General features: G+C 72.6%; 22 protein-coding genes. 16 read left to right on the top strand and 6 right to left on the bottom strand.

Annotated features, from left to right (window positions below; translation table 11 throughout):
• Positions 1-124: 124 nt before the first annotated feature.
• Positions 125-2,419 (bottom strand): transglycosylase domain-containing protein, encoded by a 2,295-nt coding sequence (locus D7I43_RS11080; protein WP_420870193.1) that lies wholly within the window; start codon positions 2,417-2,419, stop codon positions 125-127.
• Positions 2,420-2,645: 226 nt separating this feature from the next.
• On the opposite strand from D7I43_RS11080, the gene D7I43_RS34350 reads away from it, so the two are divergent.
• A complete protein-coding gene (locus tag D7I43_RS34350; protein ID WP_420870192.1) occupies positions 2,646-3,089 on the top strand; it encodes a hypothetical protein in 444 nt (147 codons plus the stop codon).
• Positions 3,090-3,227: 138 nt separating this feature from the next.
• On the opposite strand, the gene D7I43_RS11075 is transcribed toward D7I43_RS34350, so the two are convergent.
• The gene (locus D7I43_RS11075; RefSeq protein WP_120328337.1) at positions 3,228-3,674 is read right to left on the bottom strand and encodes a DUF5318 domain-containing protein; all 447 of its coding nucleotides are present in this window, start codon (positions 3,672-3,674) and stop codon (positions 3,228-3,230) included.
• Between the two features lie 173 nt (positions 3,675-3,847).
• Here D7I43_RS11075 and D7I43_RS11070 point away from each other — a divergent pair, with 173 nt between their 5' ends.
• From D7I43_RS11070 to D7I43_RS11060, 3 genes are all read left to right on the top strand, one after another.
• A complete protein-coding gene (locus D7I43_RS11070) occupies positions 3,848-4,486 on the top strand; it encodes a PadR family transcriptional regulator (RefSeq protein WP_120328336.1) in 639 nt (212 codons plus the stop codon).
• A 23-nt stretch (positions 4,487-4,509) separates the two neighbouring features.
• Entirely contained in the window at positions 4,510-5,589 is a 1,080-nt protein-coding gene (locus D7I43_RS11065) for an inositol-3-phosphate synthase (RefSeq protein ID WP_120328335.1), read from the top strand.
• A 133-nt stretch (positions 5,590-5,722) separates the two neighbouring features.
• On the top strand, positions 5,723-6,388 hold the full coding sequence (locus D7I43_RS11060; protein ID WP_147427242.1) for a hypothetical protein: 666 nt from the start codon (positions 5,723-5,725) through the stop codon (positions 6,386-6,388).
• Positions 6,389-6,405: 17 nt separating this feature from the next.
• Here D7I43_RS11060 and D7I43_RS11055 read toward each other — a convergent pair whose 3' ends face one another.
• On the bottom strand, positions 6,406-6,885 hold the full coding sequence (locus D7I43_RS11055; RefSeq protein WP_120328333.1) for a methylated-DNA--[protein]-cysteine S-methyltransferase: 480 nt from the start codon (positions 6,883-6,885) through the stop codon (positions 6,406-6,408).
• 43 nt (positions 6,886-6,928) lie between these two features.
• A complete protein-coding gene (locus D7I43_RS11050) occupies positions 6,929-7,333 on the bottom strand; it encodes a hypothetical protein (protein ID WP_120328332.1) in 405 nt (134 codons plus the stop codon).
• Positions 7,334-7,455: 122 nt separating this feature from the next.
• On the opposite strand from D7I43_RS11050, the gene D7I43_RS11045 reads away from it, so the two are divergent.
• Genes D7I43_RS11045 through D7I43_RS11030 form a run of 4 tightly spaced genes read left to right on the top strand, consistent with a single transcriptional unit; the run spans position 7,456 to position 11,198 of the window.
• On the top strand, positions 7,456-7,968 hold the full coding sequence (locus D7I43_RS11045; protein WP_120328331.1) for a SigE family RNA polymerase sigma factor: 513 nt from the start codon (positions 7,456-7,458) through the stop codon (positions 7,966-7,968).
• A complete protein-coding gene (locus D7I43_RS11040) occupies positions 7,965-9,116 on the top strand; it encodes a WD40 repeat domain-containing protein (RefSeq protein WP_120328330.1) in 1,152 nt (383 codons plus the stop codon). The genes D7I43_RS11045 and D7I43_RS11040 overlap by 4 nt, the downstream gene beginning before the upstream one ends.
• A gap of 4 nt (positions 9,117-9,120) precedes the next feature.
• On the top strand, positions 9,121-9,660 hold the full coding sequence (locus D7I43_RS11035) for a hypothetical protein (RefSeq protein WP_120328329.1): 540 nt from the start codon (positions 9,121-9,123) through the stop codon (positions 9,658-9,660).
• 29 nt (positions 9,661-9,689) lie between these two features.
• Entirely contained in the window at positions 9,690-11,198 is a 1,509-nt protein-coding gene (locus tag D7I43_RS11030; protein ID WP_120328328.1) for a flotillin family protein, read from the top strand.
• A gap of 56 nt (positions 11,199-11,254) precedes the next feature.
• Here D7I43_RS11030 and D7I43_RS11025 read toward each other — a convergent pair whose 3' ends face one another.
• Positions 11,255-12,715, bottom strand: a complete 1,461-nt coding sequence (locus D7I43_RS11025; RefSeq protein ID WP_120328327.1) for a CCA tRNA nucleotidyltransferase — start codon at positions 12,713-12,715, stop codon at positions 11,255-11,257.
• Between the two features lie 123 nt (positions 12,716-12,838).
• On the opposite strand from D7I43_RS11025, the gene murJ reads away from it, so the two are divergent.
• From murJ to D7I43_RS10990, 7 genes are all read left to right on the top strand, one after another.
• The gene (gene murJ, locus D7I43_RS11020; RefSeq protein ID WP_120328326.1) at positions 12,839-14,599 is read left to right on the top strand and encodes a murein biosynthesis integral membrane protein MurJ; all 1,761 of its coding nucleotides are present in this window, start codon (positions 12,839-12,841) and stop codon (positions 14,597-14,599) included.
• A 436-nt stretch (positions 14,600-15,035) separates the two neighbouring features.
• Positions 15,036-16,640 (top strand): protein kinase family protein, encoded by a 1,605-nt coding sequence (locus tag D7I43_RS11015; RefSeq protein ID WP_120328325.1) that lies wholly within the window; start codon positions 15,036-15,038, stop codon positions 16,638-16,640.
• 43 nt (positions 16,641-16,683) lie between these two features.
• Complete coding sequence (sigM, locus tag D7I43_RS11010) at positions 16,684-17,469, top strand: RNA polymerase sigma factor SigM (protein ID WP_120328324.1); 786 nt, start codon at positions 16,684-16,686, stop codon at positions 17,467-17,469.
• A complete protein-coding gene (locus tag D7I43_RS11005; protein WP_120328323.1) occupies positions 17,466-18,560 on the top strand; it encodes a serine/threonine-protein kinase in 1,095 nt (364 codons plus the stop codon). Before sigM ends, D7I43_RS11005 begins: the two co-directional genes overlap by 4 nt.
• A gap of 180 nt (positions 18,561-18,740) precedes the next feature.
• Positions 18,741-19,694, top strand: coding sequence for a thioredoxin-disulfide reductase (gene trxB, locus D7I43_RS11000; RefSeq protein WP_120328322.1), 954 nt, complete (start codon positions 18,741-18,743; stop codon positions 19,692-19,694).
• A 31-nt stretch (positions 19,695-19,725) separates the two neighbouring features.
• Complete coding sequence (gene trxA, locus D7I43_RS10995) at positions 19,726-20,049, top strand: thioredoxin (RefSeq protein WP_120328321.1); 324 nt, start codon at positions 19,726-19,728, stop codon at positions 20,047-20,049.
• A gap of 147 nt (positions 20,050-20,196) precedes the next feature.
• On the top strand, positions 20,197-21,363 hold the full coding sequence (locus tag D7I43_RS10990; RefSeq protein WP_120328320.1) for an N-acetylmuramoyl-L-alanine amidase: 1,167 nt from the start codon (positions 20,197-20,199) through the stop codon (positions 21,361-21,363).
• A gap of 52 nt (positions 21,364-21,415) precedes the next feature.
• On the opposite strand, the gene D7I43_RS10985 is transcribed toward D7I43_RS10990, so the two are convergent.
• The gene (locus tag D7I43_RS10985) at positions 21,416-22,081 is read right to left on the bottom strand and encodes a GNAT family N-acetyltransferase (RefSeq protein ID WP_120328319.1); all 666 of its coding nucleotides are present in this window, start codon (positions 22,079-22,081) and stop codon (positions 21,416-21,418) included.
• A 290-nt stretch (positions 22,082-22,371) separates the two neighbouring features.
• Here D7I43_RS10985 and D7I43_RS10980 point away from each other — a divergent pair, with 290 nt between their 5' ends.
• On the top strand, positions 22,372-23,685 hold the full coding sequence (locus D7I43_RS10980) for an aminotransferase-like domain-containing protein (protein ID WP_120328318.1): 1,314 nt from the start codon (positions 22,372-22,374) through the stop codon (positions 23,683-23,685).
• Position 23,686 lies beyond the last annotated feature (1 nt).

The raw sequence follows: 23,686 nt of genomic DNA, 5'->3' as shown, positions 1-23,686 counted from the left end.
GGTCCGCGTCCCGTCCCGGCGCGCGGACGGCGGACGCGCCCCGCCGCGGACCGCTCCGGTACGGGTGCCGGAAACGCCGCTGGCGGCCGGACGGGTGGTCCGGCCGCCAGCGGCGGTGGGTGCGTCAGTTGCGGTAGTACGTCGGTGGTGTGCTCGGTAGCAGCCCACCGCCGATGCCGCCGGGCAGGTCCCGTCTGTTGGGCCCGCCGCCACCGTTGTCGCCGCCGCCGTTGTTCCCGCCGTTGTCGCCACCGCCGTTGTTCCCGCCGTTGTCGCCGTCGCGGGGGCAGAACGGGTTCAGCGGGTTCGGGCAACCCGGAGGCTGCTGCTGCTCCGGCGGAGGCGGCGGAGCCTCGCCGTTGCCGGAGTCCTTGTCGCCGATGTTCGCCGCGGGCGGGAAGGGCTCCTTCTCCTCGCCCTTGAGCGCCTCGTCCATGAAGCGTTCCCAGATCTCACCGGGCAGGTTGCCACCGCTGATCCGCGTGCCGTCCTTCATCTTCAGCGGCTTGCGTTCCTTGACGTTGCCGACCCAGACGGCGGTGGCGAGCTGCGGCGTGTAGCCGATCATCCAGGCGTCGCCGTTCTCCGGGCTGCCTTCCTTCTGCTCCCAGGTGCCGGTCTTGGAGGCCGCCGGCCGGCCACCGTCGAGCTCGTGGTGCACCCGACCCGGGTAGTCCTTCAGGACGGAGGTCACGTCGGCCACGACGTCCTTGTCGATCCGGCGCTGGGAGTTCAGCTTCTCGCTGCTGATCTTCTTCCACTTGCCGGTCGTCTCGTCCTGCTTCTCGACCGAGTAGAGGAAGTGCGCCTTGTTGTAGACGCCGCCGTTGGCGAACGTGGCGACACCGTTGGCGTGGTCCAGCACGGTGATCGGGTACTGGCCGTAGCCGACCACGTGGAAGAACGGGCCGTTCGGGTGGGCGACCTTCTCCGGCTCCTCCTTGGTCAGGTCGTAGGGCTTCTGCGGGTTGGTGTCGGTCCGCCAGATCGTGGTGACACCGGCGTCCCGGGCCATCTCGATGACCTTGTCCGGGCCGATGTCCTCGGTCACGTGGTAGAACGGCACGTTGAGCGACTGCAACGTGGATTCCCGCAGGGTGCAGCTGTTTCCGCACTTCGGGTTGTCGGTGCCGGCGTTGCTGACCTTGAACTCCGTGCCCTTCGGCGTGAATGCCCGGCCCTTCCAGCGGGACTCGAGCGACTTGCCGGCCTTGAGGGCCGCCGCCAGGGTGTAGATCTTGAAGCTGGAGCCGGGCGAGTGGCCGCCGAAGAGGTTCCCGGCGGAGTCGGTGTTCTTGCCGGCGTAGTCGATGCCCACGCCGGTGTCACCGCCGTAGTAGGCGAGCACGCGGCCGTTGGTCGGGTCGATGGCGACCACGGCGGCCATCAGGTTCGCCGGCTGACCCGCGAGCTCGGACCCCTTGGTCTTGCGCTGGGCGACCTCGAGCGCCGCCTTCTGGATCTTCGTGTCGATCGTGGTGCGGATCCGGTAGCCACCGGACATCAGCGCCTGCGAGCAGAGCGGCTTGGCGTCGGTGACCTGCGTCTCGTCGTCGACGCAGAGCCCCTTCTCCCGCATCTCCTGCCGGACGTAGTTGATGACGTTGCCGTACGGCGTGTTGACGCCGTAGTCGACGCCGACGCCGCCCTTCTTCGGGGCCTTGAGCGTCTTGCTGGGGTACTCCGTGGGCGCCTGCGGCTTGCCCGGCGCGTTGAGCCACCCCTCCTGGATCATGCCGTTGATGACGTAGTCCCAGCGGGCCTTGGCGTCGGTCGGGTTGATGGCCGGGTCGTAGCCCTTGTGGGTGGCGGTCGGCTCGGGCTGCTTGATCAGCGCGGCGAGCACCGCGCCCTCGGCCGGGGTGACCTTGTTGATCGACTTGCCGAAGTAGGTCTGCGCCGCCGCCTCGATGCCGTACGCGCCCCGCCCGAAGTAGATCACGTTGAGGTAGTGCTGCATGATCTGTGGCTTCGAGTACTGGTCGTTCAGCTTGGAGGCGAAGATCGCCTCCTTCACCTTCCGGGCGTACGTGTCGTCCTTCAGGTTGTCGAACGCGTTGCGCGCGTACTGCTGGGTGATCGTCGAGGCGCCCTGCTTGTCCCCGCCCGTGAAGTTGTTCCAGGCGGCGCGGGCGATGCCCTTGTAGTCCACACCGGAGTGCCGGTAGAAGTTGCGGTCCTCGGCGGCGGCCACCGCGTCCTGCACGTACTGCGGGATCTGGTTGATGGTGACCAGCGTGCGGTTCTCCTGGCCGACCTTCGCGATGATCGTCTTGCCGCTGAAGTCGTAGATCGTGGTCGCCTGCGGCGGGTTGATCTCCTCGGGGAGCACCACGTTCGTCGAGTAGTAGGTGAAGCCGACGACGCCGAGACCGGCGAGCATGATGAAGACCGCGAAGCTCGCGATGGCGATGTTCATCCGCTTGCGCTTCTTCGCCCGCGCGGCGGCGCCCGGGTCGTCGGGACCACGGCGGCCGCGTCGCGGGCCGGTCGGCCCACCGGGACCGCCCGGCCCTCCGGCGCCTCCCGGGCCACCGGAGACGGGAGAGACGCTCGCCCGGGCCACCGCGGCACGACCGCCGACGGAGGCCGAACCGACGCTCGCCCGACCGGCCGACGCGGAACCGACCGCGGCGGCGCCGACGGTGGCCCGACCCGCCGGGCCAGCCGGGGAGACCGGCACCGAAGCCCTACCGGCGCTCGCCCGGCCGGCCGCGCCGCCGGCGGCCGGGGAGACCGGCACCGAGGCCCGACCGGAACCGGCGCGCCCCACCGAGGCCGAACCGACCGACGCGGAGCCGACGGGGGCCGCGCTCGCGGCTCCGCCCCGCGGCGTGACCGAGGCCCGCCCGCCCGAGGAGGCACCGCGGGGTGCCACCGAGGCGCGTCCGGCCGACGCCGAGCCCTCCTGGGCCGACCAGCCGTCGCCGCCGGGGCGGCGGTACGCGTCGTCCGCCGCCCGTCCGAGGTCACCACTCGGATTCGGGATCTGGGCCCGCCCACGCGAACTGGGATCGCCGTACGAGTTCATTCCTCACACCCTGCCGGTCGCGGTGGCGCGCCGTCGCGCGGCCACCGGGTTGCCGTGAGCTTCTTCACGCGTCAGGGCGGCACGTACGTGCCGCTCGCGTGACGTCACTTCCCGATCAATCGGGCCTTTCAGACCAATCACTCGTCGTCCGTCCTGGCGAGCCTGCGCCGCGCCGGGCCCGTCCGACGGATCGGCCTCACCGTTGCGCCTCTCGCCTTCGCCGTACCGGGCCGGCGGCCTCGCCGCCCGCCACCTCGTGCTCCGGCCCGCCCTCGGCCAGCCCGTCCCGCCCGAGCAGGTACTGCTCGACGAGATGGTTCCAGTCACAGCCGAGGCACACCTCCACCACGAAGACCTGGAACTCACGTAGCGTCATCGCCAACACCGGCAACTCCGCCAGTGTCCGGGCCTGCCCGGCCGACTGCTTGAGTTCGTCCCCGTAAATGTAGTGGACGTGGATGAGGTTCTCGCTCCGACAGATCGGGCAGCGCTCGTCGGTCGGCTCACCGTGGAACCGAGCCGCGTTCTTCAGGTACGGCGACGCGTCGCAGACGTCGTACGTGCCGACCCGGCCCGCCAGGAGCTCACGCAGCACCGCTCGCTTCCGGAGCGAGTAGTCGACGACCTGGCGCTGCGTACGCATGCGGAAGAGGGTACGCGGTCCGGCCCGACGAGGCGACCGGGGTGACTATCCGTAGTTGCCGGACCCCGAATTCGGGATTTGCCCTGATGGGGGTGAGCCGCTAACGTGCGATGTATCGGTCCGATACATCGCGGCGGTTATCGCTCCGCGCAGAGGGTAAGAGGTGGTGGCCCGTGCTCGAGCTCGCCATCCTCGGCCTGCTGCAGGAGTCTCCGATGCACGGCTACGAGCTGCGCAAGGAGTTGACCGCCAAGCTCGGTGCCATCCGAGCGGCGATCAGCTACGGCTCGCTCTACCCGACCCTGCGCCGGTTGCAGGCGGCGGGTTGGATCACCGAAGCTGCCGAGACACCTGCCACCGCCGAGGAGGTTCCCGCGCTGACCAGCCGACGTGGTCGGGTGGTCTACAAAATCACCGCGGAGGGCAAGGAACGCTTCGCCCAGCTCATCGCACAGGCGGGGCCCGAGACGTACGACGACACGGGCTTCGGCGTGCACTTCGCGTTCTTCGCCCGGACCGACCAGGCAACCCGACTGCGCATCCTGGAGGGTCGCCGCCGCAAGATCGAGGAGCGTCGCGAAGGGCTGCGCGACGTGCTGGCCCGGGCGGCCGAGCGCCTCGACGCGTACACCCTGGAACTGCAGCGCCACGGACTGGAAGCCTGTGAGCGCGAGGTCCGCTGGCTGGAGGAGCTCATCGCCAACGAGCGCTCCGGCCGAGCCCCGACGGTCCCGCAAACCGGGACAGCCGGCGGCCGACGAGAAGAGATCAGCCCGCCCCCGCCTGGAGAGTCCAGGAAAGAGCGGCCGTGATGAAGAAGAAGGAGGCAGACGCTATGGGCTCCGTCCGCGTCGCCATCGTCGGTGTGGGTAACTGCGCCTCGTCCCTCGTGCAGGGCGTCGAGTACTACCGGAACGCCGACCCGAACGATCGCGTCCCGGGTCTCATGCACGTCACCTTCGGCGACTACCACGTCTCCGACGTGCAGTTCGTCGCGGCGTTCGACGTGGACGCCAAGAAGGTGGGCATGGACCTCGCCGAGGCGATCGTCGCCAGCGAGAACAACACCATCAAGCTGTGCGACGTGCCGCCGACCGGCGTCACCGTGCAGCGCGGCCCGACCTTCGACGGTCTGGGCCAGTACTACCGGGAGATCATCGAGGAGTCGGACGTCGAGCCGGTCGACGTGGCGCAGGCGCTGCGCGACGCGCAGGTCGACGTGGTCGTCTCCTACCTGCCGGTGGGCTCCGAGGAGGCCGACAAGTTCTACGCCCAGGCGGCGATCGACGCCGGCTGCGCGTTCGTGAACGCCCTGCCGGTCTTCATCGCCTCCGACCCGGTGTGGGCCAAGAAGTTCACCGACGCGGGCCTGCCCATCGTCGGCGACGACATCAAGAGCCAGGTGGGCGCCACCATCGTGCACCGCGCGCTCGCGAAGCTGTTCGAGGACCGGGGCGTCGAGCTGCTGCGCACGTACCAGCTCAACTTCGGCGGCAACATGGACTTCATGAACATGCTGGAGCGCAACCGGCTCGTCTCGAAGAAGATCTCGAAGACCCAGTCGGTGACCTCCCAGATCCCGCACGAGATGGTCAAGAGCGACGTGCACATCGGCCCGTCGGACCACGTGCCGTGGCTGGACGACCGCAAGTGGGCGTACATCCGCCTGGAGGGCCGCTCGTTCGGCGACGCCCCGCTCAACGCCGAGCTGAAGCTCGAGGTGTGGGACTCCCCGAACTCGGCCGGTGTCATCATCGACGCCGTCCGCGCCGCGAAGATCGCGCTGGACCGGAAGATCGGTGGCCCGATCCTGTCGGCCTCGTCGTACTTCATGAAGTCCCCGCCGGTGCAGTACGCCGACCACGACGCGCACGCCGCCGTGGAGGCGTTCATCGCCGGCGAGGTCGAGCGCTGACGCGCTCACCGCGGCATCCGTCGAGGGCCGGGTCCGTGTGGACCCGGCCCTCGACGCGTCCCGGCCCCGGAGGGCGGTACGCACCACCGCGCCGTCACGCGAACGCGGCGGCACGCCGGTAGCCTGGCTGTCCATGCGAGCCGGCAACGGTGAATGGAGGCGCGAGCGTCACGGATCCGCCGCGGTCGCGCTCGCCGCGGCGGTGCTGCTGCCGGCCCTCGTCGCCTGCGCGCCACCGGACGCCCGCCCCGCGGCCGACGCCGCCGAGGAGCCGGCGGCCGCCACGACCGTGGCTCGTCCGCCCGTGCCAGAGGCGCGGTGCGCGGTGCCGGGGCCCGTGGTCGCCCGCCCGCCACACGAGCCCGCTCCCGCCCGCTCCACGCCGGCCGGGGCGACGCCGTCGCGATCCCCACTCGGTGAGGAGCAGCGGCGCGAGGAGATGCTGCGGCGGCAGCAGGCGGCCAACGACGCCTTCCGCCAGCGCGGCACCCTCGCCCCGGAGGCGGCCGAGGGCGCGCGGGCCTGCGCGGGCGAGGTGGCGCGCCACCTCAACCTGCTGACCGCCGGAGGCCGCAACGACGCCGACGAGGCGGCCGTGCGCCGGGTCGTCGAGGGAACCGGCCTGACCTCCGTCACCGTCCGCTCGCCGGGGCGGCTCGACAACGGTCCCGGCGACGGCCTGCTCTTCGCGGGATGGACCGGGCGCGCGTGCGTCTTCGGCAGCGTCGGGCAGGGCGAGGTCAGGGTCGAGATCGGTGCCCCGATCGCCGACGGCGGCTGCCTGCCCGCCCCGGACTGAGGAAGGCGCCGCCGCCGTCAGGACCAGGCGTGCTCCAGCGCGACCCGCGCCTCCAGCTCCAGCAGGTGCACCTTGCGGTCCAGGCCGCCGCCGAAGCCGACCAGTTTGCCGCCGGCGCCGACGATCCGGTGACAGGGCACGATCACGGGGACCGGGTTGCGGTTGCACGCCACCCCGACCGCCCGGGCGGCGCCCGGGTCGCCCACCAGGGACGCCACCTCGCCGTACGTGAGCGTCTCCCCGTACGGGATGCGCGTCATCTCCCGCCACACGGCGCGCTCGAAGTCCGAACCGCGCGGGATCCGCACCGGCACCGTGAAGCCGGTGAGCGCGCCCGCGAAGTAGCTCCGCAGCTCGGCCACGGCCTGCCGGCCGAGGTCGTCGACCGGTTCGTCGACGGCGTCGGCTACCCGGCCGAAGTGGGTGCCGCAGACGCTCGTGCCGTCGGTGGCCACGGAGAACTCCCCGATCGGGGAGTCGAGCACGGTCCAGCGCATCCGTTCATTGTCCGCGACCGGCCGACATTCCCACCCGCTCGGATCAGAGCAGGGTGATCCCGAGCAGCAGCGCCCCGACGACCAGGCAGGCGCCTCCGGCGACGGTCAGCCAGATGAGCTTGTTGGGCCGGGTGTCCTGCGGGCGCGCGACCGAGAGGAAGAAGCCCAGCGGCATCAGGATCGGCGCGGCCACCAGCAGCGACCGGATCAGCGTGCGGGTGCCGTCGGACGCGTCGGCCTGGTCGATGTAGGGCAGCACGGCGAGGGTGAACAGCACCAGCACGCCGGCGTGGGCGTGGCCGGCCGTCCAGAGTCCGCGCCGCACGGGGTTGTCGAGGTAGCCGGCCCGACGCCGGGCGAGGTGGGTGAGCAGCGTGAGACCGCCGTACGCGACGGCCACCACGGTGATCAACAGGATGCCGGCGGTGGTCAGGGTTGCCGAGGACATGGGGACACCTCCGTCTTGTCGGTGTCAAGATTGGCCCCTCCGCAGCATCTTGTCAACGGAAAGATTGAGGATCGGGGCAAAGATCCGCGCCCGGCCGGCGTCTGTGTAACGGAGGTGGACGGGTGGCTTCGGGAACCGACGGGGAGTTCACCGCTTTCGTCAACGAGCGGGGCGACGTCCTGCTGCGCGTCGCGTACGCCCTCGCCGGCAACCAGCACGGCGCGGAGGACCTGCTCCAGAACGCGCTGGCCAAGGCGTACGCCCGGTGGCCGCGGATCCGCGGCGACGCCGAGCCGTACGTGCGGCGGATCCTCTACCACGACCAGGTCTCCCGATGGCGGCGCCGGGCCCGCCGCCCGGAGGTGCCCGTCGCCGAACTGCCGGAACGCGCGGGACGCGACAGCGGTGACGACACCGACCTGCGGCTGCTGCTGCGGGAGGCGCTGTTGGCCCTCCCGCCCCGGCAACGCGCCGTCCTGACGCTGCGTTACCTGGAGGACCTGAGCCTCGAACAGACCGCCGCCCTGCTCGGCTGCCGGGTCGGCACGGTGGCGAGCAACGCCTCGAAGGCCCTGGCCCGGCTCCGGCAGCTCGTGCCCGCCCTCGACGACACCGTCACGGAGGTGAAGCGGTGACCAGCAGGTCCGAGGACGCGGTCCGGCAGGCCGTCCACGAGCTGGCGAACGAGGCCCGGCTGCCGTCCGATCTCGCCGGCGAGGCACTGCGGCGCGGCCGTACCCTCCGCCGCCGGCGGCGGGCCGCCGCGTCCGCCGGTGCCCTGGCCACTCTCGTCGTCCTGGCCGTGCCGTACGCCTGGCTCCGCGCCGACCCGCCGGCCGTCGTCGGCGGGGGCGCCCCCGGCCCGTCGACGTCCGCCACCGTCGGCCCGTCGGCGTCCGCCGCCATCGGCCCGGAACCCGTCCCCTCGGCGGAGCCCGCGCCGGGTGACGACTGGGCCCGGCGGGTCCTCACCCTCCCCGGCGGCTGGGTTCTCGCGGGCGCCAGCTCGACCGGCACGCCGTCCTCGACGGCGTACGTCCTGGACCGCGACAGTGGCCGCTACCGCGCGGTCGACCGGTACGAGGAGGTGTGGGCGCCGCCGAGCGGCCACGTCGCCGCGGTCGTCGACTACGAACGGCCGGGCGAGATCGGTCTCCTCGACCTGCGCACCGAGGCGGTCCGCTGGGTGTCCACCGGCCCGCACGTCATGACGCCGCACTGGTCACCGGACGGGCGCCGGCTGGCGCTCACCGTGCTCGACAAGGCGACCGGCAAGCTGGCGCTCGGTGTGCTCGCCGCCGGGGGGAGCTACCGGGTCCACCCCGTCGACCAGAAGAAGTACTACTGCACCGACCGGTGCTTCTTCACCTGGACCCGGGACGGCCGGAACGTGGTGCTGCAACAGACCGACCCCACGGCTCCCACCTCGGAGTCCCAGCCCCACGCCCGGCGCGGCGTCCAGCTCTTCTCGCCGGACGACGGCCGCCCGACCCGCTTCCTGCCCGTGCCCGGGGATCCCGCCGGCCCGTGGTCGTGGTCCCCGGACGGCCGGTTGGTGGTCGTGAAGGGACAGGACGGTCCCCGGATCGTCGACGTCGGCAACGGGAAGATCGTCGGCACGGCCCTCGCCGACGACGACGTGTGGCTCGCCGGTGACCGGCTGCTGCACCGCGACCGGTCGACCAACGAGATGGTGCTGGTCGACGTCGAGGGCCAGGAACTGGCCCGAAAACCGCTGCCCCCGGCGCTGGACAACCTCAGCCTGACGGTCGGACCCGCCTGACCCGTTGCGCAGCGTCGATACCGTACCGGTCGTGGTGACGGGGACGCTGATCTTTCTGATCATCGGTGGGGCGGGCGTCGCGGTGCTGGCGCTCGCCCTGCTCGGCACGGAACTCCTCCACGTCGGGGGCCTCGACCTCGACGGGCCCGTGTCGGTCGAGGCGGTGGCCGGCTTCGCCGGAGCGTTCGGCTTCGGCGCCGCGATCGTCAACGAACTCCTCGGCGGGCGGACCGGCGGTGCGATCGCCGCCGCGGTCGCCGGCGGCGCGCTCGCCGCGTTTCCCGTCGCCTGGTTCGCGGCCCGGCTGAGCCGGGCGGCCCGCCGGATGCGCACGGATCCCACCCCCACCCGGGGCGATCTCGTCGGCGCCTTGGGTCTGGTGGTCACCCCGGTGCCGGCGAACGGCTACGGCGAGGTCCGCGTACGGGTGGCCGGCCAGCCGGTCAAACTCAACGCCCGGGCGGACCGGCCCATCCCGATGGGCGCCCAGATCTTCGTCGTCGAGGCGCTCAGCGAGACAAGCGTGCACGTCGAGACCTACTGATCCGACCCCCTTCAAGACAGGACACTCGCATGCCCCTGTTCATCGCCATCGGAGGAGCCGTCCTCCTCGTCCTCGTGCTCGTACTGTTCGTGCTCTCCAGGATCAAGGTCGCCGGGCCGAACGAGGCGTTCATCGTCACCGGCCGCAAGGGCCGCACCACGCAGACCGCCGACGGCGGCCGGTCGACCGACATGTCCGGGCAGAAGGTGGTGCTGGGCGCCTCCGTCTTCGTCCTGCCGGTGGTGCAGAAGCTCCAGTCGCTCGACCTGTCCAGCCGGCGGATCGACGTCGGCATCAAGGGCGCGGTGAGCAAGCAGGGCATCCGTACCGAGCTGCACGGGGTCGCCATCGTCAAGGTCGGCGGCACCGAGGATGCGATCCGCGCCGCGGCCCAGCGCTTCCTGCACCAGCAGGACGAGATCGAGGACTTCACCCGGGAGGTGCTCGCCGGCGCGCTGCGCTCGATCGTCGGCCGGCTCACCGTCGAGGAGGTCATCCGCGACCGGGCCGCGTTCGCCAGCGCGGTGGCCGAGGAGGCCGAGCACTCGATGACCAACCAGGGCCTGGTGCTGGACACCTTCCAGCTTCAGGACATCCTGGCGGAGGGCACCTACCTGCAGGACCTCGGCCGGCCGGAGGCGGCCCGGGTGCTCAAGGACGCCGCCATCGCCGAGGCCCGGGCCCGGCAGCAGGCCGAGCAGGAGCGGCTGCTCGCCGAGGAGGCGATCGCCGAGGCGAATCGGAACCTGGCCCTCAAGCAGGCCGCCATTCAGGCCGAGATCGACGCCGCCAAGGCGAAGTCCGCCGCCGCCGGCCCGCTCGCCCAGGCCGAACGGGACCAGGCGATCCTCTCCGAGCAGCAGAAGGTGGCCGAGCGCAACGCCGAGCTGAAGCAGCGCCAGCTGGACACCGAGGTGCGCAAGCCCGCCGACGCCGCCCGGTACAAGGTGGAGCAGGAGGCCGAGGCGGCCCGCAACGCGGCGGTCCTCCAGGCGGACGCCCAGCGGCAGGCCGTCATCGCCGCCGCGCAGGCCGCGGCCGAGCAGGCCCGCCTCACCGGTGAGGGCGAACGGGCGCGGCGGGCCGCGCTGGCCGAGGCGAACGCGATCGAGGGCGCCAAGGAGGGTGAGGCCGAGCAGCGGCGGCGGTCGGCGATCGCCGAGGCCGTCGAGCGCGAGGGGCAGGCCGAGGCCGCGGCCATCCAGGCCAAGGGGCAGGCCGAGGCCGAGGCGATGGCCCGCAAGGCCGAGGCGTTCGCGGCGTACGGGGAGGCTGCGGTGCTCGACCTGCTGGTCAAGGTGCTGCCCCAGGTGGTGGAGGCGGCGAGCGCGCCGATCGGCGCGATCGACAAGATGACCGTCATCTCCACCGATGGCGCCTCGTCCCTCACCAAGTCGGTGGCGGGCAACGTGGCCCAGGGGCTCCAGCTCGGCAGCGACCTCACCGGCATCGACCTGGCCGGCCTCCTCGCCCGGCTGGGCACGGCCGCCGGAAACGGCAAATCCTCCGTGGAGAGCACGGCCGTCGAGGCCCGCTGACCGTACGCCGAAGGGCGCCGCTCCCGGTCGGGGGCGGCGCCCCCTCTCCGCCGTCGTCAGTCGACGATGCCCTCGTCCCGGGCCCAGCGCCGCAGCTCCGCCTCGGCGGTCTCCCGGTCCAGCGGGCCGCGTTCCAGCCGCAGGTCCTTGAGGTACTTCCACGCCCGGCCCACCACCGGCCCCGGCGGCACGCCGAGCAGTTCCATGATGGCGTTGCCGTCGAGGTCGGGCCGGACGCGCGCCAGGTCCTCCTCGGCGGCGATCCGGGCGATCCGCTCCTCCAGCGCGTCGTAGTCCGCGGCGAGCTGCGCCGCCTTCCGCCGGTTGCGGGTGGTGCAGTCCGACCGGGTCAGCTTGTGCAGCCGGGGCAGCAGGTCACCGGCGTCGGTGACGTACCGCCGCACGGCCGAGTCGGTCCACTCGCCCCGGCCGTACCCGTAGAAGCGGAGGTGCAGCGCGACCAGCGCGGTGACCTTGCCGATGACGTCCTTCGGGTAGCGCAGCGCCTTCATCCGGGCCTTGGTCATCCGCGCGCCGACCACCTCGTGGTGGTGGAAGCTGACCCGGCCGTCCGGGCCGACCGCCTTCGTGGCCGGTTTGCCCACGTCGTGCATGAGCGCGGCCATCCGGAGGATGAAGTCGCAGCCGTCCTCCTCGTAGCCGATGGCGTTGCTGACCACCGTGAGCGTGTGCTCGTAGACGTCCTTGTGCTGGGCGTGCTCGTCGATCTCCAGCTTGAGCCCGGTCAGCTCGGGCAGGAACCGATCGGCCAGCCCGGTGTCGACGAGCAGCCGCAGCCCGGTGACGGGGTCGGCGCCGCAGAGGAGCTTGGTGAACTCGTCCCGGATCCGCTCGGCGGTGATCCGGTCCAGGTCGGCGGCCATCGCGGTCATCGCCGCCCGCACGTCCGGGTGCACCGCGAAGCGCAGCTGGGCGGCGAACCGGGCGGCGCGGAGCATCCGCAGCGGGTCGTCGCGGAACGACTCCTGCGGCGCGGCGGGGGTGCGGATCACCCGGGCGGCGAGGTCCTCGAGCCCGCCGTGCGGGTCGGTGAACCGGTGGTCCGGCAGGCTCACCGCCATCGCGTTGATGGTGAAGTCGCGTCGCTTCAGGTCCTCGACGAGGCTGGTGCCGTACTCCACCACGGGGTTGCGGCTGACCTGGTCGTACGCCTCGGCGCGGAATGTGGTGATCTCCAGCCGCAGCCCGCCGCGCTGGGCGCCGATGGTGCCGAACTCACGGCCGGTCTCCCAGATCGCCTCCGCCCAGCCCTTGACGATGCGCAGCGTCTCGTCGGGGTGCGCGTCGGTGCAGAAGTCGAGATCCTCGCCGAGCCGGCCGAGCAGGGCGTCCCGCACCGAACCGCCCACGAGGTGCAACTCGTGACCGGCGCGGGCGAACCGACGGCCCAGCTCGTCGGCGACCGGGGAGACCCGGAGGAGTTCGGCGACGGCGTTGCGCTGCGCGGCGGTGAGTTCGCGGCGGTCGGCGGCGTGCGGTGCGGAGGCTTCGGACATGGGATCGCCAGACTATCGGGCCTGGTCCGGATCACCCGCGCCGGGCGTGGGTAACGCGCTCGCGTTGACTATCGTCTGTCACGTGCGGGCACGCGCCCGGCGAGGCATCCGGGGAGGCTGAAGATGAGCGGCGGGCTCTACCGCAGCGCGAACGCCGCACAGGGCGGTGGGCCGGGCGGGTACCCGGGGCGGCCGACCGACGACGGTGCCGTCTTCATCTCCGCCGAGCCGCTCAACCAGCCGTCGATGGAGTCGACGGCTCCGCCGCAGGAGCAGGTCGCCGAGGGCAGCGCGGCCACCAACAGCGCGGTGATGGCGATCGGCAGCCTCGTGAGCCGCGGCACGGGCTTCCTCCGCACGCTCGCGTTGACCGCCGCGCTCGGCGGGGCGCTGGTCGGCGACGCGTACACGACCGCGCAGATCCTGCCCGGGATGGTCTACGAGTTCCTGCTCGGCGGCATCCTCACGAGCGTGCTGATCCCGGTGCTCGTGCGCCGGCGCAAGGCCGACGCGGACGGCGGCCAGGCGTACGCCCAGCGACTGCTCACCCTGGCCGTGGTCACCCTCGCGGCGGCCGCGCTGGTCGCGGTGGTCGCCGCGACGTGGCTGACCCAGCTGTACGCGAGCGACAACCGGGGCGAGGACTACCAGTCACTCGTCACCCACCTGTCGTACCTGATGCTGCCGATGATCTTCTTCACCGGCCTCAGCGCGCTGATCAGCGCGGTGCTCAACACGCGCGGGCACTTCGCCGCCCCCATGTGGGCGCCGATCCTGAACAACATCGTGGTGATCGCCACCGCCGGCCTCTACATCGCGATCTTCGGTGCCGAGATCGTCCGGCCGGAGGAGATGACTGCCGGCCGGATCGTGCTCATCAGCGGCGGCACCCTGCTCGGTGTCGCGATCCAGGCCGCCGGTCTGCTGCCGGCGCTGCGCCGGGTCGGTTTCCGGTGGAAGCTGCGCTTCGACTTCCGCGCGCTGGGACTGCGTGAGCTGGGGCGGCTCGGCGGGTGGATGTTCTGCTACGTCGCGGTCAGCCAGGTCGGCCTGATCGTGCTGTTCAATCTGCTCAACCGCGCGGGCGACGGTGACGCGGGCGCGCTGATCTACAACAACGTCTTCCTCCTGCTGATGATGGCGCACGGCATCATCGCCGTCTCGATCATCACGGCGCTGATGCCGCGGATGAGCGCGGCGGCGGCCGACGGCCGCTACGCCGACTTCGCCGCCGACCTGTCCCGGGGCACCCGGACCGTCTCGGCGGTGCTCGCCCCGATCGCCGTCTGCTACGCCGTGCTGGCCGGCCCGCTGGCAGTCGTGCTGTTCCGCTACGGCGCGTTCACCGACGAGAACGCCGCCGACACGTCGCTGGTGCTGCTGCTGGCCGCGCTCGCCCTGGTGCCGTTCGCGATCAGCCAGCTCTTCACGTTCGCCTTCTACGCGCTGCCCGACACGCGTACGCCCGCGCTGATCAACATCCCGGTCGTGGCGCTGCGGATCGGCGTGCAGATCGTGCTCTTCGCCGCGTTCGCCGCCCACTTCGCCGCGGCCGGGATGATGGTCGGCAACGCGGTGTCCTACCTGGCGGCCGCCATCGCCTCGGCGTGGCTGCTGCGGCCCCGGGTCGGGCGGATCGGGCTCGGCGGCATCATGCGCACCCTCGGCCGGGTCCTCGTCGCGGCCCTCGGGGCGGCGCTGGTCGGCCTCCTCGTGGTGGCCCTGCTGCCGGGCGACGACACGCCGAGCTGGGGTCAGGCTCTCGTCCAGCTCGTGATCGGCGGCGCCGCGATCGGCGGCACGTACCTCGGGCTCGCCACGCTGCTCCGGATCGGCGAGATCACCGAGGTGGTGGGCATGGTGCGCCGGCGGCTCGGCCGCTGACCGCGCCCGCCCGGCTCGGCGACGCATGGTGACGGTGGATCACCAGTCTGGGGATGAGCCTGTGGATAACTCCGCGATTCACCGGTCAGCTGCCGGATCGGCCTGTGGATAACCAGCCGTACGGCTGAGCGTGCCCGGCCGTACGGTGGGAACCCCGACGGCGTGATCCGGGCGACCACGCCGGTTCGAGCCCCTCCGGCGGCCTCTTGCGGCGAACACGTAGATTTGGCTAGTACATGTGCCAGCAACGTGGTTGACAACAGTCGTAACCGGACGACTCGTCCGACCCCCGGCACCCCCGGCGGGTACGGCGGGAAGATGACATGTCGGGGAGGCGGGCAACCCGGGTAAGGTCGCTCTCGACGGGTTCGGCAGGCGCGGCGCCTCGCGTCGACACCGGTCGGCCGGTTCCTTCGAAGGCAGAGCGGGAAGCCACATGCCCAGCAGCGCGGGTCCATCGATCGACACGATCACCGAGGGAGGACGGGTGACCCAGGTCGGCGAGGGTCAGGACGCGGACGAGAGCGCTCCGCCGGTCATGACCTTCGGTGCTCCCACGGCCGGTGAGATCCTCGCCGAGCGGTACGAACTGGTCGAGCACATCAACAACGACAGCGCCGGGCGCCTGGTCTGGCGTGGCGTCGACGTCGTGCTGCGCCGTCCCGTCGCGGTCGTGCTGCGCTACCCGGGTGGCGACTCCGCCACCGAGATGCTCCAGGCCGCCGTCGCGGCCAGCCGGGTCATCCACCCCAACCTGGTCGGCGTCTACGACGCGATCGACGAGGGCGAGCGGGCCTACGTGGTGCGCGAATGGGTCGACGGGCACTCCCTGCGCGAGCTGGTCACCGAGGAGCCCCTGGACCCGGCCCGGGCGACCGCGATCGGCGCCGCCGTGGCCAGCGCCCTCGCCGCCGTGCACGCCACCGGCATGGTGCACGGGAACGTGCACCCGGGCACCGTCATGATCTCCGATGACGGCCGGGTGGTGCTGGCCGACGCCCGCACCGACGGCGACGACAGCCAGGAGAGCGACATCCGGGCGGTCGGCGGGATCCTCTACTTCGCACTGACCGGCTACTGGCCGCACACCGAGGCCCCGCTGCGCGGCGCCACCGCCGGGCACGGGCGGGCGGCCATCCCCGACGCCGTCCGGGACGCCAACGGCGCCCTCGCCGCGCCCCGCCAGGTCCGCGCCGGTGTGCCGGCGTACCTGGACGACCTCACCATGGACCTGCTCGACGCGGAGATCAGCCCGCCGTCGTCCGACGTGCTCGCCGCCGAACTGGCCCGGCTCGACGTACCGGCCGAGGACCAGTTCCTCGACAACACCGGCCCGCTGCGTTTCACGGCCGAGACGGGCGACGAGCCCTCGCCCTTGGCCGCCGCGGGCGGCCGCAAGGTCGCCATCGGCATCGCCGGCCTGCTGGCGGTCGCGCTGGTCGGGCTGCTGATCGGCATCAGCGTGCTGGGCGACGGGAAGGACGACCCCCGCACCAACCCCGTGGCCGCGCCCACCTCCAGCGCGCCGGCCGGTGGCGACGGGGCGCCGGCCCCCACCGTGGGCCCGCTGCGGATCCAGGACATCCGCATCGTCGACCCCGACAGCAAGAAGCGCGACGAGCTGGACGGCGCCAAGAAGATCATCGACAAGAACGAGGACGAGGGCTGGCGGACCGACCGGTACCCGAACGACAAGTTCGGCGACCTCAAGCGCGGCATGGGTGTCTGGATCGACCTCGGCGCCCCGCACACCGTGAAGTCGTTGCAGGTCACGCTCTCGGGCACCGGCGCCAGCGCCGAACTCCTCACCGGCACGCAGAACTGGCCCTCCACCTCGTCGGGCGACAAGCAGCTGCTGGAGAACTACAAGACCCGGATCGGGCAGCCGTACGAGGACCACGACGGCGCCACGATGGCCTTCGCCGGCTTCAACCCCGACGCGCAGTACCGCTACCTGCTCTTCTGGGTGACCAAGCTGCCGGCCGACGACGACGGAGGCTACCGGCTCGGGGTCCAGGAGATCACGGTCCAGGGGTCGTGAGCCGTCCGCCGCGCTCCGGGCACCGCCTCCGCCGGACGTGGTGATGGACGAACGCGAGACCCGTACGGCGAGCGTGCCCCCGGCGGGCCCGCCCGCCCCGGCCGGGCCCGCCGATCCGGTCAGCGACCTCGCGCTGCTACGCGCCCACGTCGCCGGTGACCGGGACGCCTTCGCCCAGCTCTTCCAGCGCCACCGCGACCGCCTGTGGGCGGTGGCGCTGCGCACCATGGGTGACCGCGAGGAAGCCGCCGACGCGCTCCAGGACGCCCTGCTCTCCGCCCACCGGGCCGCGGCCCGGTTCCGCGGCGACTCGGCGGTCACCACGTGGCTGCACCGGATCGTCGTGAACGCCTGCCTGGACCGGATCCGCCGCCGACAGGCACACCCCACCGTGCCGCTGCCGGACGGCGTACGCACCGACAGCGGGCCGGGCACCGGGGGCGTCGAGCCGGCCGCCCCCGCGTACGACCACGACACGGCGCTGGTCGTCCGGGAGGCGCTCGCCGCGCTTCCGGCGGAGCAGCGTGCCGCCCTCGTCCTCGTCGACGTGCAGGGCTACCCGGTCGCCGAGGTGGCCCGGATCCTCGGGGTGGCCGAGGGGACGGTGAAGAGCCGGTGCGCCCGCGGGCGGGCCCGGCTGGCGGTGATCCTGGGCCACCTGCGCCCCTCGGCGGGCCGCCCGGCGTCGTCGTCGCCGGCCGGGGACGTGCGGGCCGGGAGGGACCAGGTCGACGTGCCGCCGGTCACCCCGGGGAACCCACGCCCCACCGAGGGCGTCGGATCAGGGTCGGGGCGAACCCGGCGGGACGCCAACCAGGAGGACATGTGACGGTCGGGGGGTTCAGGGAGGTCGACCACGACCTGCTCGCCGACTTCCTCGGCGGGGCGCTCGACGGCACACCCGAGCAGGCGATGGTCGCCCGGCTGGTCGCCGAGGACGCGGCGTGGGCCGAGGCGTACGCCCGGCTGGCGCCCGCCGTGTCGGCCGTGCGGGCCGACCTGGCCCGCTGGGGCGAGCCGGTGGACGAGATCCCGCCGGCGGTCGCCGACCGGATCACCGCGGCCCTCGCCGCCCTGTCGGCCGACCGCCCCGACCCGGCGGTGCTCGACGCGGCCGCCGACGCGGACTCAGTCCCGGTCGACCCGGCCACCGACTCCCGGCCGGCCGGTGCCGACCCGGACGTCCCGCCCGCCGCGACCGACCCGGCGGGCACCGACGCGGCGCCGGACGGGGACGCGCCGGACGATGAGCCGGCCGGCGTCCGACTGGTACCCGCGCAGGGGCGCTCCCCGCGGCGGCCCGGCGTGGGGGCTCCGCGCTCGGAGCCGGGTGCGGCGACCGGCCCGGGCCGGCGGCGACGCTGGCGGCGCGTGGCGGGCCCGGTGGCGCTCGCCGCGGTCTCGCTGGCCGCCGTCGGGCTCGGCGTCAACCACCTCGCGCGCGGCACGGACGACGCCAGGACCGCCGACACGGCCCTGAACCATCCGGCCAGCGCCCCCGAGGCGGCCAGCGGCGCCGACCCGGTGCGGACGACGGGCCCGGCCATGCACAGCGGCACGGACTACACCCCGCAGTCGCTGGCCGCCCCGCTCGCGACCACCAAGGCGTACGGCGTTCCGTCGCCGCCCCGGATGGCCGGTGCCGAGGGCGGCCGGATCCCGGCGCCCGACGGCCGGGACCTGCTCGCGCGCCTCACCGACCAGGATGCGCTCCGGGCGTGCCTGCGGGCGATCGCGGCCGAGCACCCGGCCGGCCCGCTCGTGGCCGATCTGATCGACTACGCCGCCTTCCAGGGGGAGCAGGCCCTCGTCGTACGGTTCACCGACGGCACGGGGACCAGCTGGGCGTGGGTGAGCGGCCCCGAGTGCGGTGTGCCCGGGTCCGGCGCGGACACCCGCTACCGCACGCGGGTAGGGTGAAACGAGCGGTCACCGGGCGTTCGAGGGCTCGCGTGACGTGACCCACCGGACGCCCGGCTCGGGAATTCCCGGTTCGTACGATGACGTTTCGGAAGTAGCTGCCGGCACCTCCAGGCGTCGGCACCCGGATCGGCCTCGGTGTGCACGCCGCGGCCGGCACACACAACTCGGGAGACGGCAGTGGACGAGGTCCGCAACCTGATCATCATCGGCTCCGGGCCGGCCGGCTACACGGCGGCGGTCTATGCCGCGCGCGCGAACCTGAAGCCCCTCGTCATCGAGGGCGTCCAGTCCGGCGGCGCGCTGATGACGACGACCGAGGTGGAGAACTTCCCGGGCTTCGCCGACGGCATCCTCGGCCCCGAGCTGATGGACAACATGCGCAAGCAGGCCGAGCGGTTCGGCGCCGAGTTCCTGACCGACGACGTGACCCGGGTGGAGCTGGTGGACACCGGCGACGTCGGCTCCAACGCCGCCAGCACGGTCTGGGTCGGTGAGACCGCCTACCGGGCCCGCGCGGTCATCCTCGCCACCGGTTCCGCCTGGCGGCCGCTGGGCGTGCCGGGCGAGCAGGAGTACCTCGGCCACGGCGTCTCCTCCTGTGCGACCTGTGACGGCTTCTTCTTCCGCAACCAGCACATCGTCGTCGTGGGCGGTGGCGACTCGGCCATGGAGGAGGCGAGCTTCCTCACCCGCTTCGCGGACTCGGTCACCATCATCCACCGGCGCGACTCGTTCCGGGCCAGCAAGATCATGGCCGACCGGGCGCTGAACAACGACAAGATCAAGGTCGAGTGGAACACGGTGGTCGAGGAGATCCTCGGCTCCGACGGCAAGGTGTCCGGCGTACGCGTCCGCAACGTCCACACCGGCGAGACGAAGGTGCTGGACGTCACCGGCGTCTTCGTGGCGATCGGCCACGACCCGCGCAGCGAGCTGTTCCGGGGCCAGGTGGAGCTGGACGACGAGGGGTACGTGAAGGTGCAGGCGCCCAGCACGCGGACCAGCGTGCCCGGTGTCTTCGCGGCCGGCGACCTGGTAGACCACACCTACCGGCAGGCCATCACCGCCGCCGGTACGGGCTGCGCCGCCGCCCTCGACGCCGAGCGTTTCATCGCGACGCTGCAGGGCTGAACAACCAAACACACCCGGAGGAGGGGCCATAGTGGGAACAACCAAGGCGGTCACCGATGCGAGCTTCGCGACCGACGTGCTGAAGTCCGACAAGCCGGTGCTGGTCGACTTCTGGGCCGAGTGGTGCGGGCCGTGCCGCAAGGTGTCGCCCCTGCTGGAGGAGATCGCCGGCGAGATGGGTGACCGGGTCAGCATCGTCAAGCTCAACATCGACGAGAACCCGGAGACCGCCCGGACGTACCGGGTGATGTCCGTGCCGACCCTGACGGTGTTCAAGAACGGCGAGCCGGTGCAGTCGATCGCCGGCGCCAAGCCGAAGGGCGAACTCGTCAAGCTCATCGAGTCCGCTCTCTGAGCAGCACCGACGCAGCGACCCCGTACCCGGGCCGACCGGGTGCGGGGTCGCGTTTTTTCGTCGGCCGAGCCACCTCGCCGCCCCGGACCGCATAACCTCAAGCACGGGCCGCCCGGCCAGCCAGCATCCGCGCAGAGGGGGTCGTGCGTGCGTCCGATCCGTCCCGGTGACCGCGGACCCGCGGTGACGGAGATCCGTACCGTACTGGCCGGCCTCCACCTGCTCGCACCGACCGACGAGGGGCGGTCCGACGAGTTCGACGCCGCGACCGAGCGGGCCGTACGCGCCTTCCAGCAGTCACGGGGGCTCAGCGTCGACGGCCGGGTCGGCGCGGAGACCTGGCGGGCCCTGGAGGCGGCCCGGTGGCGCCTCGGCGCGCGCACCCTCTACCACGCGGTGCCCGAACCGCTCACCGGCGAGGACGTCCGCACGTTGCAGGAGCGCCTGCTGGAGATGGGGTACGACGTGGGCCGCGCCGACGCCATCTACGGCGTCCGGACGTCCCGCGCGGTGGCCCAGTTCCAGCGGGAGGTCGGGCTCACTCCCGACGGGGCGTGCGGACCGCACACCATGAACGCGCTGCGGCGGCTCGGGCGCAAGGTCGTCGGCGGCCGCCCCCAGTGGTTGCGCGAGTCGGACGCCATCCGCCAGTCCGGGCCGACCCTGGTCGGTCGTACGGTCGTCATCGACCCCGGGCACGGCGGCACCGACCCGGGCGTCGTGGTGCCGGACGGGCCGCTGCGCTGGACCGAGGCCGACCTGGTGCACGACCTGGCCAGCCGGTTGGAGGGGCGGCTCGCCGCGTCCGGGGTGCGGGTGCAGCTCACACGGGGCCCCGCCCCCGGGGAGTGCCTGCCCGACACCGACCGCGCCCAGCTGGCGAACGCGCTCGGCGCCGACGTGTTCATCTCGCTGCACACCGACGGGCACCAGAACCCGGCGGCCGACGGCGTGGCGACCTACCACTACGGCACCGACAACGGGGTGACGTCGGCGACCGGTGAACGTCTCGCCGGGCTCGTGCAGCGCGAGATCGTGGCGCGCACCGGGCTGCGGGACTGCGGCACCCACGCGAAGGCGTGGGACCTGCTCCGGCTGACCCGCATGCCGGCGGTCCGGGTCGAGGTCGGCTACCTCACCTCGCCGACGGACCGCGGCCGGCTGGTCGACCCGCGGTTCCGTGACCGCGTGGTCGAGGCGATCGTCGCCGCCGTGCAGCGGATGTACTTCCCGATCGAGCGGGACGTGCCGACCGGTTCGATCGACGTGAGCGAACTGCGGGCCGTGGTGGCCGCCGGCACCGTCGTGGACTGAGGCGCCCAGGCGCCGCCGGGACTCCGCCTCGGCTCGGCGGGGATCACCCGCCCTAGCTGGTGGAGCGGGTCGCCGGGGCGGGCCGCACGGGACGGAGCAGTGTCTCCGGGCTCATGGACCCGAGCAGCTTCTCCAGCGCGTACTCGACGTCGGACTTCCAACTCAGCGCCGTCCGCAGTTCGAGGCGCAGCCGGGGGAAGCGGGGATGTGGACGTACGGTCTTGAAACCGACGGAGAGGAAGAAATCGGCTGGTGCCACGCAGGCGCGGGAGGCGTCGTCCTGCGTGTCGCCGAACTTCGCGTCACCGAACGCCTCGATCGCCTTGATGCCCCGCTTCGTGAGGTCCCGCGCGACGCCCTGGACGAGCATCCGCCCCAGCCCGCCACCGGCGAACGCGGGCACCACGTTCGCCGTCATCAGCAGCGCCGCGTCCGCGGAGACGGGCGACGTGGGGAACGCCATCGAGCGGGGCACGTAGGCCGGCGGCGCGTACATGACGAAACCGGCCGGCATGCCGTCGACGTAGGCGAGCTTCCCGCAGGAGCCCCACTCCAGGAGCGTCTGGGAGACCCACGCCTCCTTCTCCAGACCGGGGTCCCCGGTCGCGCAGGCGCGGTCCGCCGAGACGGGGTCCAGTTCCCAGTAGACGCACTGCCGGCAGGGACGGGGCAGGTCCTCGAGGGTGTCCAGGGTCAGACTGACCAGACGTCGCGACATTGGCGCATCCCCAACACTAGGCTCGGCGGTGAAACCGGCACGGAACGACAGCGCCGCCTTCCTGCCCCCGACGAGCGATCGTACGCCGCAGTACGACCGTACGGGAGAGGACGCGCGAACGCCCACCGCCGCGGGTGACGTCCGGCATCTGGACGCGGCTCACAGCGACGCCCCGTGCCTGGTCGGCGCGGTCTAGGATCGAAAAACGGCGTCCCCCTTGCCGCCATGGTCGCCGGTGTCCGGGGTACGCCCGGGACGGAAGTCACCCCTCCAGCGATCGAGGTGATGTCATGACCGGCACGACACTCGACGACTACACCGACCGCTATGCCCGCCGTGTCCGCGGGATGACGGCCTCGGAGATCCGGGCCCTCTTCGCGGTGGCGAGCCGTCCGGAGGTCGTCTCGCTGGCCGGCGGCGCCCCCTACATCGCGGCGCTGCCGCTCGACGCGGTCGGCGAGATGCTCGGCCAGCTCGGCGCCGAGCACGGCGTGACCACCCTCCAGTACGGCATCGGCCAGGGCACCCTGGAGCTGCGCGAGCGGATCTGCGAGGTGATGGCCCTCTCCGGGATCGACGCGTCCTGCGGCGCCTCGCCCGACGACGTCGTGGTCACCGTGGGCGGGCAGCAGGCTCTCGACCTGGTGGCCCGGCTCTTCCTCGACCCGGGCGACGTGGTGCTCGCCGAGGGGCCGACCTACGTCGGCGCGCTCGGGGTGTTCCAGGCCGCCCAGGCCCAGGTGGTGCACGTACCGATGGACGACGACGGCCTGATCCCCGAGGCGCTCGAAGCGGCCATCGCCGACCTCGCCCGCGCCGGGAGGCGCGTCAAGTTCCTCTACACCATCCCGACCTACCAGAACCCGGCCGGCGTGACGCTGACCGAGGAGCGGCGGGAACGGGTGCTCGACATCTGCGAACGCGCCGGGCTGCTCGTCGTGGAGGACGACCCGTACGGCCAGTTGGGCTTCGAGGGCGAGGCGCCGGCACCGCTGCGGGCCCGCCGGCGGGACGGGGTCTTCTACCTCAGCACGTTCTCCAAGACCTTCGCCCCCGGGCTCCGGGTCGGGTGGATCCTGGCCCCGCACGCGGTCCGCGACAAGCTGGTCATCGCGAGCGAGGCCCAGATCCTCTGCCCGAGCGCGTACGCCCAGGCGGCCGTCGCCACCTACCTCGGCACCATGCCGTGGCGGGAACAGCTCAAGGTCTACCGGGAGATCTACCGGGAACGCCGGGACGCCCTGCTGGACGCGCTCGCCGACCTGATGCCGGAGGGCACCACCTGGACGCGACCCGGTGGCGGCCTCTTCGTCTGGGCGACCCTGCCGGACGGCCTCGACTCGAAGGCGATGATGCCGCGTGCCGTCGCCGCCCGGGTCGCGTACGTGCCGGGCACCGGCTTCTACGCCGACGGTTCCGGCACCGGGAACATGCGGCTGAACTTCAGCTTCCCGCCCCCGGACCGCATCCGGGAGGGCGTCCGCCGGCTCGCCGGCGTGATGGAGCAGGAGCTGGCGACGCGCCGCGTCTTCGGCGCGGTCCGCGGGGACGGCCCGCGTCGGGGCCGGGCCGGCTCGGACGCGCCGGGGCCGGCCTTGGCATGAT

The organism is Micromonospora globbae, assembly GCF_003610785.1.
GTDB classification, from domain to species: Bacteria; Actinomycetota; Actinomycetes; order Mycobacteriales; family Micromonosporaceae; genus Micromonospora; species Micromonospora globbae.
Note: the sequence above shows the minus strand (reverse complement) of the source record. Positions and strands in the feature narration are given on the sequence as shown.

Bases quoted from the DNA above. Each gene is read 5' to 3' on its own strand.
- D7I43_RS10985 (WP_120328319.1), bottom strand. From the start codon at position 22,081: ATGTCGCGACGTCTGGTCAGTCTGACCCTGGACACCCTCGAGGACCTG.
- sigM (WP_120328324.1), top strand. From the start codon at position 16,684: ATGGACGAACGCGAGACCCGTACGGCGAGCGTGCCCCCGGCGGGCCCG.
- D7I43_RS11075 (WP_120328337.1), bottom strand. From the start codon at position 3,674: ATGCGTACGCAGCGCCAGGTCGTCGACTACTCGCTCCGGAAGCGAGCG.
- D7I43_RS11050 (WP_120328332.1), bottom strand. From the start codon at position 7,333: ATGTCCTCGGCAACCCTGACCACCGCCGGCATCCTGTTGATCACCGTG.
- D7I43_RS11080 (WP_420870193.1), bottom strand. From the start codon at position 2,419: ATGAACATCGCCATCGCGAGCTTCGCGGTCTTCATCATGCTCGCCGGT.
- D7I43_RS10980 (WP_120328318.1), top strand. From the start codon at position 22,372: ATGACCGGCACGACACTCGACGACTACACCGACCGCTATGCCCGCCGT.
- D7I43_RS11055 (WP_120328333.1), bottom strand. From the start codon at position 6,885: ATGCGCTGGACCGTGCTCGACTCCCCGATCGGGGAGTTCTCCGTGGCC.
- D7I43_RS11060 (WP_147427242.1), top strand. From the start codon at position 5,723: ATGCGAGCCGGCAACGGTGAATGGAGGCGCGAGCGTCACGGATCCGCC.
- D7I43_RS11030 (WP_120328328.1), top strand. From the start codon at position 9,690: ATGCCCCTGTTCATCGCCATCGGAGGAGCCGTCCTCCTCGTCCTCGTG.
- murJ (WP_120328326.1), top strand. From the start codon at position 12,839: ATGAGCGGCGGGCTCTACCGCAGCGCGAACGCCGCACAGGGCGGTGGG.
- D7I43_RS11015 (WP_120328325.1), top strand. From the start codon at position 15,036: ATGCCCAGCAGCGCGGGTCCATCGATCGACACGATCACCGAGGGAGGA.
- D7I43_RS11065 (WP_120328335.1), top strand. From the start codon at position 4,510: ATGGGCTCCGTCCGCGTCGCCATCGTCGGTGTGGGTAACTGCGCCTCG.
- D7I43_RS11025 (WP_120328327.1), bottom strand. From the start codon at position 12,715: ATGTCCGAAGCCTCCGCACCGCACGCCGCCGACCGCCGCGAACTCACC.